This window comes from Methylomicrobium sp. Wu6 (assembly GCF_035916875.1).
Classification (GTDB): Bacteria; Pseudomonadota; Gammaproteobacteria; order Methylococcales; family Methylomonadaceae; genus Methylomicrobium.
The window spans coordinates 1-15,759 of record NZ_JAXUHN010000063.1 but is presented as its reverse complement, the minus strand read 5'-3'; the positions used below and the strand labels follow the sequence as shown (position 1 = coordinate 15,759).

The 15,759-nt window shown below is 51.7% G+C and carries 10 protein-coding genes, 1 pseudogene and 1 CRISPR repeat array; of the genes and pseudogenes, 8 read left to right on the top strand and 3 right to left on the bottom strand.

Annotated elements, in window-relative coordinates:
* Positions 1-199: 199 nt before the first annotated feature.
* A complete protein-coding gene (corA, locus tag U2W12_RS07175) occupies positions 200-880 on the top strand; it encodes a copper(I)-binding protein CorA (protein WP_326499986.1) in 681 nt (226 codons plus the stop codon).
* A 77-nt stretch (positions 881-957) separates the two neighbouring features.
* The gene (locus U2W12_RS07170) at positions 958-3,066 is read left to right on the top strand and encodes a cytochrome c peroxidase (protein WP_326499985.1); all 2,109 of its coding nucleotides are present in this window, start codon (positions 958-960) and stop codon (positions 3,064-3,066) included.
* A 211-nt stretch (positions 3,067-3,277) separates the two neighbouring features.
* Here U2W12_RS07170 and U2W12_RS07165 read toward each other — a convergent pair whose 3' ends face one another.
* The 3 genes and pseudogenes from U2W12_RS07165 to U2W12_RS07155 form a co-directional block, all read right to left on the bottom strand.
* The gene (locus tag U2W12_RS07165; RefSeq protein ID WP_326499984.1) at positions 3,278-3,457 is read right to left on the bottom strand and encodes a hypothetical protein; all 180 of its coding nucleotides are present in this window, start codon (positions 3,455-3,457) and stop codon (positions 3,278-3,280) included.
* Between the two features lie 183 nt (positions 3,458-3,640).
* Entirely contained in the window at positions 3,641-4,153 is a 513-nt protein-coding gene (locus U2W12_RS07160) for a C40 family peptidase (RefSeq protein WP_326500002.1), read from the bottom strand.
* A gap of 883 nt (positions 4,154-5,036) precedes the next feature.
* A pseudogene (locus U2W12_RS07155) lies at positions 5,037-5,813 on the bottom strand (IS5 family transposase).
* A gap of 111 nt (positions 5,814-5,924) precedes the next feature.
* Here U2W12_RS07155 and cas1f point away from each other — a divergent pair.
* The 6 genes from cas1f to cas6f all read left to right on the top strand — a co-directional run bounded on the left by cas1f (position 5,925) and on the right by cas6f (position 14,184).
* The gene (gene cas1f / locus U2W12_RS07150) at positions 5,925-6,866 is read left to right on the top strand and encodes a type I-F CRISPR-associated endonuclease Cas1f (RefSeq protein WP_326499983.1); all 942 of its coding nucleotides are present in this window, start codon (positions 5,925-5,927) and stop codon (positions 6,864-6,866) included.
* Positions 6,867-6,868: 2 nt separating this feature from the next.
* The gene (gene cas3f, locus U2W12_RS07145; RefSeq protein WP_326499982.1) at positions 6,869-10,210 is read left to right on the top strand and encodes a type I-F CRISPR-associated helicase Cas3f; all 3,342 of its coding nucleotides are present in this window, start codon (positions 6,869-6,871) and stop codon (positions 10,208-10,210) included.
* A 216-nt stretch (positions 10,211-10,426) separates the two neighbouring features.
* Positions 10,427-11,677, top strand: coding sequence for a type I-F CRISPR-associated protein Csy1 (gene csy1 / locus U2W12_RS07140; protein ID WP_326499981.1), 1,251 nt, complete (start codon positions 10,427-10,429; stop codon positions 11,675-11,677).
* Positions 11,674-12,573, top strand: a complete 900-nt coding sequence (csy2, locus tag U2W12_RS07135) for a type I-F CRISPR-associated protein Csy2 (protein ID WP_326499980.1) — start codon at positions 11,674-11,676, stop codon at positions 12,571-12,573. Before csy1 ends, csy2 begins: the two co-directional genes overlap by 4 nt.
* A gap of 3 nt (positions 12,574-12,576) precedes the next feature.
* Entirely contained in the window at positions 12,577-13,596 is a 1,020-nt protein-coding gene (csy3, locus tag U2W12_RS07130) for a type I-F CRISPR-associated protein Csy3 (RefSeq protein ID WP_326499979.1), read from the top strand.
* A 3-nt stretch (positions 13,597-13,599) separates the two neighbouring features.
* Positions 13,600-14,184, top strand: coding sequence for a type I-F CRISPR-associated endoribonuclease Cas6/Csy4 (gene cas6f / locus U2W12_RS07125; RefSeq protein ID WP_326499978.1), 585 nt, complete (start codon positions 13,600-13,602; stop codon positions 14,182-14,184).
* A 131-nt stretch (positions 14,185-14,315) separates the two neighbouring features.
* Positions 14,316-15,726: direct repeats of the CRISPR family, unit length 28 nt; unit sequence GTTCGCTGCCGCGCAGGCAGCTTAGAAA.
* Positions 15,727-15,759 lie beyond the last annotated feature (33 nt).

Sequence of the window (15,759 nt, the reverse complement as noted above, 5' to 3'; positions counted from 1 at the left end):
GACACATTTTTCAATTCCATTATAATCCATGTGCTTGAAAGCATTGGAGTATTATAATGGCATGATACTTGTATAAATATTCCTGAACGATGCCGATTGGGCATCGTGGTTATTTTCAGCATTCGCGCACGTTTTTGGGCACGATCGTGGGATCGTGGAAGAAATGCGCGGTTTGCCTATTTTAACTTTGGAAACAAGCATGGGATATAACAATAAATTGAAAAATCTGGCATTGATTTTGGCGGCAGCCGGCATCGTATCGTCGTTTTCGGCGCGGGCGGCGACGTCGATCGCAACCAAAAATACCGAATTTACCCCAGACAACGCCACCCAGACTCTACAAGCCAAGGCGCAATCCTGGTACAACCCGACCATGGGCTATACCGGTTGGACCCATCATTCGTCCTGGGGCTACATGAAGCTCAAAAAAGGCAAACCGGTGACCCTCACGGCGGAGGTGAATGATGCCGAGATTGCAGGATTTCACCCGGCGCTGACCGTTTGGAGCAGACCGCAAAAGCGAGGCTTGGCCTCCGTCGACCAGATGAATTCCCATTCCTATAACCAATACGGCGACATTTATGAAGCGAACGCCATAAACACCGATGATCAGGCGAATCCCGTCAAAGTTGGAAATATTCAGATGGAGTTCATCGCGAATGCGTTCGACCGAGACGGTATGGGCGATATGCTTCCTGAAAAATTCGATCACTCAATGCTGAATCGCGTAGTGGACGGGGATGCGGGCAAGGTCAGTCTGACCTTCACCCCGAAAGTCAGCGGCGTTTATCAATTCGTGGTAGGCGGCATCAATCCTGATGAAGGGCTCAGCACGACGGCCTTCCATCCCGTGGCAGTGACGGTCAGCTTCCCGGAATAAGGCCGATTTTCGCTCATTGAGATAACGCGGGCAGGCCGGTTGCATCCTGCCTGCTTTGTGTTTTCTGGAAAAAATGTATGGATAACCTCGAAATAAAGCGGATGGCCCGGCCGCTCCGGCTCTGCGTGGCCGTCGTTTCGCTGAGCATGCCCGGTTTGGCGATGGCGCATGGCAGCATCAATGCCCAAACACTCAGAGGGGTGAAAGTTCCCCCCACTCCGGGCCTAGTCAGCGGCAAATCACCGATTGTGGTCGATCAAACTGTGGCGGTCCAGCTAGGAAAAGCCTTGTTTTGGGATACGCAGGTGGGCAGCGACGGCGTTGCCTGCGCCAGTTGCCATTTTCATGCAGGCGCCGACCGCAGAACCCGGAATCAGTTGGGGAGCGGAATTCTACATGTGTCCGACATGGACAGCGCGCGGACATTCGATATCGGCGGCCCCGATTATGAACTCAAAGCCGGTGATTTTCCACTGTTTCGCTTTGCTGATCCCGCCAACAAGGATTCGGCCGTCGTCTTTTCGACGGATGATGTCGTGTCCTCGGCCGGCGCCTTCCTCCGGCAATTTAACAGCGTGAATGAAAGCGGCGACGACGGTCATGATTCGTGCGAAACTCAAAATAACGCCGTTTTTCATATCGGCGCACTGAACAGCCGGCAGGCCACCAAGCGCAATGCGCCGAGCGTGATCAACGCCGCCTTCAACTTCCGGAATTTCTGGGATGGCCGCGCCAACAATCTTTTCAATGGTGTATCCGCCTTCGGCAGCAGGGATCCGGACGCTAGGGTATGGGTCGCCGCAAACAATGGCAAGGCGAAGAAAAAGCATCTGCTGTTGGCAAACGCCGCGCTGGCCTCGCAGGCCGTTGCGCCGCCGTTGGATATGATGGAGATGTCTTGCCAGGGACGGACATTTCGCGACTTAGGTAGAAAATTACTCCAGCGGAGGCCTCTTGAATCTCAGCAAGTCCATCCGGAAGACAGCGTGTTGGGCGCCGTGCGCGATGTTTCCGGCTACGGGCTCGATGCCACCTATGGCGACTTGATCAAAAAAGCTTTTGAAAAACGCTTCTGGTCGGGCAAAGGCGACTTTGGCGCGGCGAATTCGGGCGCTCCCTATTCGCAAATGGAGGCTAACTTCGCCTTCTTTTTCGGGTTGGCGATCCAGCTTTATGAAAATACGCTGATAGCCGATCGGACTCCCTTCGACGGCGAAGTGGGTGACGACGGCCTGCCTGTCGGATATACCCAACAGCAAAAAGATGGCTTTGCCGTATTTCAGGATGCCCACTGTTCTAATTGCCATTCCGGACCGACCTTTTCGGCCGCGATCAATCCGGAGGTGTACGCGCCTCCCGGCAAAAAACTCGAATATTATCCGCTGGTCGATAGAACCGTCTTGACCGAGCAAGGCGATAATTTCGGGGTCGACAGGACGCTGATCGACACCGGTTTCGCGGACACCAGCGTCGTTCCGAATGACTACGATGCGGGTTTGGGCGGCACGGACCCGTACGGTAACCCATTGTCCTTTGCCGGCCAATATATGGCGACCTTGGCCGATCCCAAGAAGAAGATGGTCGACCCCGTCAAAATCCTGGCTTGCGAGTTGGACGATCCGTTCACGACCGATTTTTTGTCCAGCGAACTGATAGTCGACACGCGGAGCGTAGGACGTTGCAAAGGCTATAAAAAATTGTCGAGGGTGCCGTCGCCTGCCGTCGTCAAGGCGGAGCTCGAAAAAACGGATCAAGGACGCGTATCGGCGGCCGTAAACGGCGCCTTCAAGATACCGACGTTAAGAAACATCGAACTGACGGGGCCTTACATGCACAATGGCGGCATGAAGTCGTTGGAAGAAGTCGTCGAGTTTTATAATCGAGGCGGGAATGCGGCCAACCGGCATCATTTTTCCACGCTGGTATTCCAGCAAGGCTTTACGGCACAGGAAAGGGCGGATTTGGTCGCCTTTTTGAAGACGTTGACCGATGAGCGTGTGCGCTGGGAGCGGGCGCCTTTCGATCATCCCGAACTATGGGTCCCGCATGGCCACGAAGACGGTATGAACGCGCTGGGGCCCGATCTGGCCAAGGATAGCTATATCAACATTCCCGCAGTCGGCAGAAACGGCCGCACTATCGAGCAGGGGCCTTTGCTACCCTTTGAGAATTATCTTAAACCTTAAAGGCGAAATATCAGGCTCATTGATTTTTCTCGGTCAGCAATCATCGTGTTAGCCCTTGGCATGAAACGGGGCATGCGGCCTCGCTTTTCGTTCCGGCTTTACGGCCAATCGCCGGAACAAAGCGGGGAGGGGGGATGGCTAGCGGTAGGTTTTCGGGGAGGTGTTTGCCTAAAATCGTTATCAAGACATCCGGAAAGCTGGATGCCAGACATCACCAGCGGGGAAACAATAATCCGCCCATCAAGCCCGTGACCACGTTGAAAATCACCGCCAAGATGATAATTGCCGGAATCGAGGCCAACGCCCATTTCACCATTAACACCACAATGGAGAAAAACGGCATTTGTAGATCGACCACAATGACTTTTTTAGCTTCGTCTCTATCGTTCATTTTGTTTTTCTTCCGGCCTTACAACGGTCGCTTGCGAAAATTTTTTATTAAAAACAGGCCCCTATTTACTAATAAAGAGCGCTCGGATTTTCCAGTTGCTTATCGCGAGTTCATTGTTTTTTATGTTTAGCAACTTTTCCTGACCGGAAAAATTGCAAGTTGTTTATACCTGCTTTGTCCCGGTCATCGCGATACAGGACGGCGAGCACCGGTAAAATGTCTTCTCCAGTAGCTATTGTTAAGACTGGATACCAGAACTTTCCCGGTATGTCGGCTAGGAGCATGGATAAATGTGTCATTCTTGACATAAAGGCCTACATGGGAAAATCGATGTCCATCGGTGTTAAAAAATACGAGATCGCCGGGACACAGATTGTTTTTTGAAATAGGCGGCAAAGAGTGAGCCAGTTCTCGTGTGGTTCGAGGCAGCGAAATTCCATGATGTTTGTAAACGTGCCTAACAAAACCGCTGCAATCGAATCCTTCCTGTGGAGATTCCTTGCCGTAACGATAAGGCGCGCCTTGTAAACTCAGGGCGTAGCTAACAAGTGGGGGGATAGCGGATTGGGGGGGCGGTACGGGGGCGATGTCCGGCACATGGGCGCACCCGGCGAACAAAAGAATTATCGCAACCGGCAATCCGAGCCGGAAGTAATAGAACTTCCCGGATATTTCAGAAGGATTATTCAAAAGCATTTTTGCAGACATTTCATATGTGGAATCTTGGCGGGCAAAGTGCAACTCGAATAAGTATATTGTTATTATCGCATTAATTTAAGTGAACTCGGAATAAGACATCGTCTTCGATAACAAAACCGTCCAACCTCCAATGTCGGCGGGTCGAATCAGATGAAGCGGTTTGGACTCGGCGCCCCAGCGTTTGTGAAGATATCGAAGTCGATCCGGCTTCGACAAAATGCTTGTGAAGCTCAACGTCACCTGGCCCAGAGGGTATCAAGCCATGTTGGCGAATCTATAAAGTATGCACTATGATTACAAACGAACCCTATTGAGCCGGAGAATCGCTTATGGCTAACGAAGCGTTCACTTTAGAGGTGAATCTGAGCTCGTGCATAAGTTTGATCATTCGGCCGATTCGCTGGACAGGTCGCGTAATTATTTAGTGAATCAAGCACTCAAGGAGAGTACCTTGAACATCACTCTTGGCAGTTCGAAAAGGCCGCTCAAGGTATTGCCGCTGCAGTCCACTGTGAATTGATTGCGCATGATGACGTTATGCTTGAAATGGAAGAGGTGATTGCCGGCGAAACGCAAGGAAATGTGTGAAAATAGTTTGGACAGAACCCCCCGGCAGGATTTACGACAAATATTTAAGTCATCGCTGATGACAACCCTAAGGCCGCGAGTAAATTACTTTTAGTAATCAAAGAACGAGCTGTTTTACTCCAAGATAATCGTAATAGGGGCGAGTTGTCCGAGTCGAAGGAGCGAGGGAATTAGGTCATCACGGGAACCCCTTACATCCTGTTGTACCGAGTGAAAGAGAACCAAATTCAAATTTTTGCGGTTTTTCATGGTGAGAGGAAATGGCCTGATAATTTCTAAACAGATATAAAAATTATGGCTCATTAGTGGCTGTTGCCGTTTTACAGGGGAGCCAGATGAAAGCGCAAGCCAAGGCGATGATGCTTTCAAAATTGCGCTTCAATTTATTATATCGCCTGGCGACAGCTCTGAAATGCTTTAGCCGCGCAAACAGATTTTCAACGAGGTGGTGATATTTGTAGAGACGCCCATCCATTTCATCATTCCCGATGGTTGAATTCTGTTTTTTTGGAATGACCGGCACAGCCCCTTGACGACGAATTAGCATCCGTAAAGGTTTACTGTCATAGCCTTTGTCAGCGACCATGTACTCCACCAAGGGAAGTTTAGCGATCAATACCGGAGCCTCTTTGCCGTCATGGATTTCTCCTCCGGTGACCGGGAAATGGATGGGAAGGCCGCCCGCATCAACGACCATATGAATTTTAGTCGTGTTGCCCGCAACCGATTTGCCGACCGCCGTTTCCTGTTGATGGACTGCGCCGCTGCTATGCTGGTGGATTTTCACGATACTGCCATCAGTGAATGCTCATTCCCGATCCGGCTCCACCATCAGTGCCTGAAAGAGCCTCATCAATTTTTCTTGAAGCAACCCGGCATTGAATCGCTTATATACCGCATTCCATTTGCCAAATGGTTGCAGGCAAGTCTCTCCAGGGGCAGCCGGCTCGCAGGCGATAAAAAATGCCTTCAACCGTTTGCCGAAGCGTGGGTTTGTCATAAATCCCCAAACACAGCATGAGGGTTTTAGTTTATTTCAATGTTCATCCGTAAACAGTTGCCGCGGTATAGATTGCTTGTCTTTTGACTGAAAAATTCAATTAATGAGGCAATGCAACTAATTTTCAAGAGTGGCGAAATGGCAACAGTCCCTAGTCATTAAAATAAGAAATTGAAGTTGATGGAGCAATTAACAGACTTAAAAGCAATCTTACACTCCAAACGGGCCAACATTTATTACCTGGAAAAATGCCGGGTGATGCAAAAAGACGGCCGGGTTCTCTACCTGACAGAGTCCAAGGACGAGAATCTTTATTGGAACATCCCCATAGCCAACACTACGGTCATCCTGCTCGGTACCGGTACCTCCATCACCCAGGCTGCGATGCGCATGCTGGCCAGCGCCGGCGTGCTGGTCGGCTTTTGCGGAGGGGGAGGCACACCGTTGTTCTCTGGCTGCGAAATCGAATGGCTAACGCCGCAAAGCGAATACCGGCCCACTGAATACATCCAGGGCTGGCTTAAATTCTGGTTCGACGACGCCCAACGCCTGGCCGTTGCCAAAGCCTTTCAAAAATCCCGCATCGACTACATCCGGCGCGTCTGGGAAAAGGACAAGGAACTCAAAGCAGAAAATATCTTCATCGACGATAGCAGCATTGCCGGTGCCTTGGACAGTTACGTCAATAACCTTGAAACCGCCGAAAAAGTCGGCGATCTGCTGCAACGCGAAGCCCTGCTGACTAAACAGCTCTACCGCTACGCAGCCAAAGCCACCCAACAAAGCGAGTTTACCCGCGACCATCAAGCCACCGATCTTGCCAACGGCTTTTTGAATCACGGCAACTACCTGGCCTACGGCCTGGCCGCCACCACGTTGTGGGTGTTGGGCATCCCGCACGGCTTTGCGGTCATGCACGGCAAAACCCGGCGCGGCGCCTTGGTGTTCGATGTCGCCGATCTGGTCAAAGACGCCATTATCCTGCCTTGGGCCTTCATTAGCTCCAAGGAAAAGACCAGCGAGCAGGAATTTCGTCAGCAATGCCTGCAAAAGTTCACCGAACACAAGGCCTTGGATTTCATGTTCGAGCAAGTCAAACAGCAAGCATTGCGGGAATCCTAGCCATGATGGTGACTTTCGTCAGCCAGTGCCAGAAAAAAGCCCTAAACCGCACCCGCCGCGTACTCGACGCCTTCGCCAATCGCATCGGCGACAACACCTGGCAGACCGTGATTACCGAAGACGGCTTGATCGCCGTCAAAACCCTGCTGCGCAAAACCGCCACCAAAAATACCGCCGTGGCCTGTCATTGGATACGGTCCAGGAGCCGGAGCGAGTTGGTTTGGGTTGTGGGGAATCGGAAGCGGTTTAATGCGGAGGGAGTTGTGCCAGTGAATACGACGCAAAAAAATCTGCTGAATACTCAATGGGAAAACAATTGGACATATTTACCTGCCATCAAAGCCTTGGTAGCCATCGCCGCCTTACTGCATGATTGGGGTAAAGCCACCTTTCTCTTCCAATCCAAACTTAAATCCACCACATCAAAAGGCGATCCGTTACGCCATGAATGGATTTCTTGCCTGTTATTAAATGCCTTGGTTCGACAAGCTGGGAGTGCCGACGAAGCTTGGTTACAGCTTTTGATTTCAGGCAATTTGGACGAGCAGGCATTAAAAAATACGGTCATTCAAAACGCCTCGAAGCCCTTGGTCGATTTACCGCCGCTTGCGCAATTAGTCGGCTGGTTGATCGTATCGCATCATCGCTTGCCGTCTCTTTTCGATAAAAAAGAACGCGATCTACGCGATGGTGAAAGCAAAAAAGATTTGAACGCCTTGATGAAAAGCATCACCCCGACTTGGGGCTATCAAAACAAATACGACGAGGCCGACTACCAAAAACGCGAATCAGCCTGTTTCGAGTTTCCCAAAGGACTGCTCACGCAATCCGCGCCCTGGCTCAAACAACTGAAAAAATGGTCGGCCAGATTGCTGCAAGCTCAGTCGTTGATTCAGCCCTTGCTGGAAAACGGCGCTTATCGGCTTCTGTTGCACCATGCTCGACTGTGCCTAATGCTGGGCGATCATTACTACTCCTCCTGTGAAGCCGATAAGGATTGGAACAGTCCACTTAACTTATACGCCAACACCGATCGGCACGGTTTGAAACAAAAACTGGACGAGCATTTGGTACGGGTCAGTGACCAGGCCTTGAAAATCAGCCAAACCCTGGCGCGTTTCACCAGCGAAATGGAAGCGGCCTACGACATCAAGGCCCTGAAACAAAAAAGCCCTGACGGTTACGAGTGGCAGGACAAGGCCGTGGAGGGCATCAAGCGTTTCAAAACGCAACATGAAGGGTTGCAGGCACAAGGTCATGGCTGGTTCGTGGTGAACATGGCCAGCACCGGCTGCGGCAAGACCATAGCCAACGCCAAAATCATGCGCGTCTTGTCGGATGACGGCGACAGCCTGCGCTACATTCTGGCCTTGGGCTTGCGCACCCTGACACTGCAAACCGGCGACGAATACCGCCACCGCATCGGCTTGAAAAACGACGAACTGGCGGTGTTGATCGGCTCGGCGGCCATTCAGGAACTGCACGGGCAAACCAGGCGAGAGCCAAATCAAGCGCCGACTTTTGAGGAAGTGGGTTCCGAATCGCTGGAACAGTTGTTGGCAGAGGATTTGGATTACAGCAACGCACCAATCGCCGACTTTCTCGACGTGCTGTTTCCCAAACACCAGCCGAAACTGGCCGAAAAACACAAAGCGTTTTTATACAAACCGGTATTGGCCTGCACGATCGATCACATCATCGCCGCCACCGAAACCCTGCGCGGCGGCAAATATATTCTGCCGTGCTTGCGCTTGTTGTCCTCCGATTTGGTGATCGACGAAGTCGATGATTTCGACGGCGCGGATTTGATCGCCATCGGCCGTTTGATTCATCTGTCCGGCATGTTGGGGCGCAAAGTGATGATTTCCTCGGCCACTATCCCACCGGCATTGGCCGAAGGCTTTTTCAATGCCTATCAAGCCGGCTGGCTATTGCATAGCCACTTCAAACAGACGCAGCCGTCGATTGCTTGTGTCTGGGTCGATGAGTTCGGCACGCACGTAGAGCAGGTCGGTCACGGCGATTCCTTAACCCGTTGCCGACAATATCAAAACCTCCATCGGCAGTTTATTGGCAAACGGGTGGCGATTTTGGCAAAGCAAATCGTCAAGCGCAAAGCCTTTATCGTACGTTGCGAGGATTTGTATGCCGAAAACAGCGATGAATCATCCCGGCAACAAGGCTACTTCGACCAAATTCGGCAAGCTGCTTGCGGGCTCCACGAACATCACCACACGGTGGACGAAAAATCCGGCAAGAAAGTGTCGTTCGGCGTGATCCGCATGGCGAACATTTCGCCTTGCGTCGCGCTGACGCAATACTTGCTGCAAGCCGATTGGGATGCAGGTCATGCGCCGCGGGTCATGACGTACCATAGCCGCCAAGTGTTGCTGTTGCGTCATGAACAGGAAAAGCATTTGGACAAGGTGTTGGAACGCAAGGAAAAGCCGAGGGAAATCCCGAAAGCATTCGATGATTCGATTATTCGTCAGCATCTGGATAACACCGCCGCCGAGCATGTCTTGTTTATTTTGGTGGCTACGCCTGTGGAAGAAGTCGGCCGCGACCATGATTTCGATTGGGCCGTTATCGAACCGTCTTCGTATCGTTCCATCATTCAGTTGGCCGGGCGCGTGCGGCGGCATCGGCGAACCGGCATCGAACACGCCAATATTGCCGTCATGCAATACAACCTGAAAGCCTTGCGCCGAGATGGCAAGCCTGCCTATTGCCGTCCCGGTTACGAGACGGCTAAAACCTTGAAATTGGCAAACCACGACTTGTGCCAACTGGTCGATGAGGCGGCATTGAACCAAGTTGTGAATGCCGTTCCCCGCATCCAACAGCCGGAAACCTTGCGCCCCAAAGAACAATTGGCCGACCTCGAACATCAAGCCATGCACCTCGGCTTGACGCAGTACACAGCCAAAGGCCCGCAGTGTTTGCAGGCCTGGCTTTCGGAATGCTGGTGGCTCACCGCCTTGCCGCAGCAACTGAACCGTTTCCGGGAAAGCGACCCGGATATTACTTTGCACCTGATTTGGCAGCACGGCAAAACCGTGTTTTGCGAAAGAGACGAACGCGGAGACTTTATTCCGCGTCAGGCGATGAACAACATCGTTAAATCGGAAACGATGCCTGAAGCAATGCAAGCCCGATTGTGGCTGGATAGAAATTACCAGACCGTATTGCGGCTACAAGCTGAAGAAGTGCAAACAGAGGACGGTTTGGAACCAGCCATGACGGCAAGCTCCAAACGCTATGGGGAAATTACCCTGCCGAAGCAGGAAAACAATGATCGGAAATGGTTTTATTCGGATCAGTTAGGCCTGTTCCAGACCTAACCGATAGAAAGATGAAGCTGCCTGTGCGGCAGAAAAATAATAAAAACAAACACTATTTTCTAAGCCATCTATGCGATGTCAGTCCGATTTTAAGCTAACCGCCAAATGAGGGCAAATTTCTGGCTTAGTAAATTAATAAATACAAATACTATGGACAAATGTTATTTTTTGATCTTTAATATCCTCTGGCAAACATCATAGGGAGGCCAAAATCCAATGAACCCAAACATCTCGGCCTTTTTCGCAGAGCGAAAGGCGACCTGGTTAAAAACCAGAATGAAGGCTTCGTTGACTGCCGACGAACAATCGGCGCTCAACGATGAAGCGGAAAATAAATTTTCCCGAGCAATCTGGCTGCCGGATGCGGCTAAACGCGCATCGTGGCTTTCAATTGTCAGTCACCCCAGCAAGTTTAGTCACCCCAGCGCCAAAACAACTTCGATCATCGCCAACGGAAGAGCGGCAAATGACGGTTATTTGCGGACTGGCAATGTTGATTATGAACTCGATGTATTCGGCAACGCAGCGGCAATGGATGTCTATAAGTTTCTTATGCTGCCAATGGATGACGGGCAAACCGTGTTGCAGCATCTGGAACGGGACAGCGCCGAAATTAGAGCCTTGTTATCGGTGCCAACGGCAAGTTACGAAAGCTTGAAACAAGGCTTGATCAGCATCAAACAATCGGACTTTGTAAATAAAACCGATCAGTTGGTCAAGCAGGTTTATTTTCCTGTAGACGATTCTTATCACTTGCTTTCGCTACTGACTCCTTCCGGCTTGCTGACTAAACTGAAGACGCATATCGACGCCTTACGCTTTTCCGAAACTACCAAGCAAGCCAAAGAAAGCCGCCGAAAAAACGAACATCACGAACAAGGCTACGATGACGTATTGGATCTCACCATTACCGGCTATGGTGGCACGCAGCCGCAAAACGTCAGCGTTTTAAACAGCCAAAATGCCGGGCGCGCCTATTTGCTACCCAGCACGCCGCCCCCATTGCAAAAGCGGCAAATTCGCCTCCCGACCCGCAATTTTTTTAGAAACACTCTGCGTCTCCGGCAGTTCGAGGACAGTTTCCAAACCATGGATCGGCTCATTCGTAGCGGTGTTAACAACATCCATGTCCGGGAAGGTATTCGCAACACCCTCAAGTATTTGATCGACCAAGTACTGCAACAGGCCTTTCAGATTAGAGCAACCGGCCCCGGCTGGTCCGAAAAAGAGCATTATCGATCCTTGCCTAGCGCACAGCGGATTTGGCTGGACGACGCCCTGTTAGAACAACGGCAAAACCAGGGCGAATGGCTGGACGAAATTACATTGAATTTTGCCAACTGGATACTGAATAGCCATGAATACCTGCACAAGGAAACCCGCGTTAAATTGGGCGACGACGAGTTGCGCGAAGTGCGAAGCATCGTGGAACTAGCGGTCGGCAGCGACAAGGAGTTTTTCAAATGAGACGGTTTTTATTGATCCCTCATCTCAAAATCCACAATGCCAACGCCATGAGTAGCCCCTATACCATTGGCTTTCCGGCGATGACGGCTTGGTTGGGCGCGGTTCATGCGCTGCAACGCCATCTGCGGCAGCAAGGCTTAATCGAGCTAACATTCGCCGGCGTGGCGGTCAGTTGCCACCGGTTCGACTTGCAGACTTACAAAGGGCCGGGCGATTTCGTACATTCCATCGTCGGCTCGGCCAACCCGTTGGATAAAGACGGCAGCCGTCCTGCCTTTGTCGAGGAGGCGCGTTGCCACCTGGAAGTCTCGTTGTTAGTGGAATATAGCGGGTTGGACAGCGACGATCACGAACGCTTTAAGTCCCTGACTGATGCTCAGCTACTACGCATGAAATGTGCCAGCGGCGACGTATTGTCCGTCAAGCCGGTCGAGACGCTGCCGGTCGATGAAGACGACGAGCAGGCGGTGAAAAAACTGCTCAACCGCTTGATGCTGGGCCACGTGCTGATCGAGCGCCGCGACTTGATGGTACAGGCCATGCGGGAAGAAAACAAAGATGCGCTGGACGCATTGCTCGATCACCTAAAAGTCATGCACCGCAGCAATCAAGACGAGAGCGGCAAAGTGACCTGGAGCAGCCGACGCCAAATCCCCGGCTGGTTAGTGCCGATTGCCGTCGGCTTCCAAGGGATTTCAGAACTCGGCGCGGCCAAACACCAACGCGATAGCGATACGCCTCACCGCTTTGCCGAAAGCGTAGTAACGCTGGGCGAATTTGTTATGCCCTACCGCATTAACGACTTGGACAACATGCTCTGGCAATACCATGTTGACCCCAAACAAAACTTATATCTTTGCCAAATCCTATCCTCATCAAACCTTATTGGAGATTGACACATGGCGACTAAAAACGACGCAACCGTATTGGCTTTTGAAAAGAAACTGGTGCCTTCAGATGGTTATCTGTACGGCACAACTTGGGAAAAACGCGGCCAAAAAGATCAAGCGACGCCGTTGAAGCTGATTCCCAAATCCGTGCGCGGCACTATTTCCAATCGCTTGAAACCCGCATTGCAAAGCGATCCCTTAAAGCTCAATGCCGAGGTCGAAAAGCCCAATCTGCAAACTGTCGATGCCTGCGCCTTGGGTGAAAACCAGGACACGCTACGCCTCCATTTCACCCTGAAAATCCTGGGCGGCGTCGAGAAACCCTCCGCCAGCAACGGCCCGACGTTCAACGCGTCCTACCCGAAGGTAGCACAGGCCTATATCGAGCAAGAAGGCTTTAAAGAACTGGCCAAACGTTATGCCGTCAATATCGCCAATGGCCGCTATTTTTGGCGTAACCGTGTCGGGGCGGAAAAAATCGAAGTCATTGTCGATACCGGCGAAGGAAAACCGCTTACCTTCAATGGCAAAGATTTTAAGTTGAGCCATTTCGATTCCAATAACGCCGATCTGCAAACTCTGGCCGGTAAAATCGCCGAAGCGCTTTGCGGCCGGTTGCCCTATTTACTGATTAGTGTCGAAGCTTACGCCTTGGTCGGTAAAGCCCAAGAAGTCTATCCCAGCGAAGAATTGGTGTTGGATAAAGGCAAGGGCGACAAAAGCAAAATTTTGTATCACGTAAACGACGTTGCCGCCATGCATTCGCAAAAAATCGGCAATGCTCTGCGTACTATCGACACCTGGTATCCCGATTTTGACGAAGCACAAATTGGCCCAATTGCCATAGAACCTTACGGTGCAGTGACAAATTTAGGCAAAGCCTTCCGTACTCCAAAAGAAAAAGCCGATTTTTACACGTTATTTGATCGATTTGCCTTGGGTGAAAAACTGGCTGACAAAAACCAGGAACACTACGTCATGGCGGTGTTAGTCCGCGGCGGCGTATTCGGGCAAAGCGGCAAGGATTAGGCTATGCGCTTTTATCGTGAAATTACGTTACTGCCAAACCCCGAGGTCAATCTCAACTTCCTCTGGTCCAAAGTCTTCCAACAAATCCATCTAGGACTCGTGGAAATGCAGGATGACCGGAAACAGGTGCCGATTGGGGTTGGCTTTCCCGAATATGTGATAGGTGAAAAAAATAGTGCGCTGGGCGGTAAGTGTCGGCTGTTTGCTCAAGACGAAGCCACGCTGGATCGGTTTGACGCCGCAAAGTGGCTGGATCGGCTGAGCGATTACGTGCATTGCACCCGTATTCGCCCGGTGCCGGAGAAGTTTGCGGGTTACGCAGTTTACCAACGCCAGCAACCCAAAACCAACAAAGAGCGATTGGCTCGCCGTTATGCGGTGCGGCATAAGGTCAGCTACGATGAGGCTTTGCGACACTATGGCGACATGGCTCCGATTCGCATTCCCACGCCATATATTCGTCTGAAAAGCTTGAGCAGCGAGCAAACTTTTTGTTTATGGATTAAAAAAACCTTGGTCTCGGAATCCTCGGGAGCCTGTTTCAGCAGTTACGGCCTAAGCGCCACGGCCACTGTCCCGGAATTTTGACCCAATTTTTTTCGCTCTTTAAAAATGTGATAAAAGTCAGCCAGTTGCGTGATGCGGGTTTCGAGATGGGTAAATCGGGTTAAATCCTCTTGAAACCGCTACGCAGCTGGCTTCAAAGTTCTTTATAATCAGTTCGCTGCCGCGCAGGCAGCTTAGAAAACCGTCATCGGCAATGCGCTCACGACACCACCGTTCGCTGCCGCGCAGGCAGCTTAGAAAAGGCGGAACTGATGCACAGCCTGCGCCACCGTCGTTCGCTGCCGCGCAGGCAGCTTAGAAAACGCCGCCGCTCTCTTGATGATGCTCGTCTTTCGTTCGCTGCCGCGCAGGCAGCTTAGAAATGGTCGCTATTGGCCGCGATGGCCTTGATGATGTTCGCTGCCGCGCAGGCAGCTTAGAAATTAGCGGCGGCATCCATCGGCGATTTTGCTTTGTTCGCTGCCGCGCAGGCAGCTTAGAAATGCCAAGTCGCGCACGATCTGGCTTATCCCCAGTTCGCTGCCGCGCAGGCAGCTTAGAAAAATCGGCAGTGGGACGATGCCACCGCCGGTAAGTTCGCTGCCGCGCAGGCAGCTTAGAAATCAGCACCGCGGTGCGCTGGGCTAGCGTAATGGTTCGCTGCCGCGCAGGCAGCTTAGAAAGTAAACGCGCCGCCGATCGCCGATTTCAGATCGTTCGCTGCCGCGCAGGCAGCTTAGAAATACCGGGCTTGCGACAGTTTGTGTGACCGTGAGTTCGCTGCCGCGCAGGCAGCTTAGAAATGGTGGGTCTGACTGCCCATCTGGTATTCATGGTTCGCTGCCGCGCAGGCAGCTTAGAAATCGCCCGCGCCGCCGAGTTTCAGCACCGCCTTGTTCGCTGCCGCGCAGGCAGCTTAGAAAAGGTCCAGCAGTTCCGCGGTTTGTGCTTTTTCGTTCGCTGCCGCGCAGGCAGCTTAGAAATTGGAATCCGGGTGGTTTCTTGCGCTTATATAGTTCGCTGCCGCGCAGGCAGCTTAGAAAATTCGGCAGAGCTTGAAGTGCAGCCAGCGGGAGTTCGCTGCCGCGCAGGCAGCTTAGAAATCTTGTCCAGGATTGCCCGAAGGACAAATATAGTTCGCTGCCGCGCAGGCAGCTTAGAAACTTTTTTCATGGGGGTAACGTGGACACTTTTTAGTTCGCTGCCGCGCAGGCAGCTTAGAAATGAATCCATAAAGCATCACTCCCGACTCTAAAGTTCGCTGCCGCGCAGGCAGCTTAGAAACCAGGAGTAGAACTAGAAATTGAACCGTTATCGTTCGCTGCCGCGCAGGCAGCTTAGAAAATATGCAAAGCAACGGCCCTGGCTCTTTTGATGTTCGCTGCCGCGCAGGCAGCTTAGAAAAAATAGATATACGAACCTCGCCTTTCTTGTATGTTCGCTGCCGCGCAGGCAGCTTAGAAATAGTGAAGTTTTGATAGCAGCCGCGATGGCAAGTTCGCTGCCGCGCAGGCAGCTTAGAAAATGAAAAAATTTGTTAATGAAGCTTATGGTTCGTTCGCTGCCGCGCAGGCAGCTTAGAAAGCTGTACCGTCAACAAACGAGGATGGCGAATCG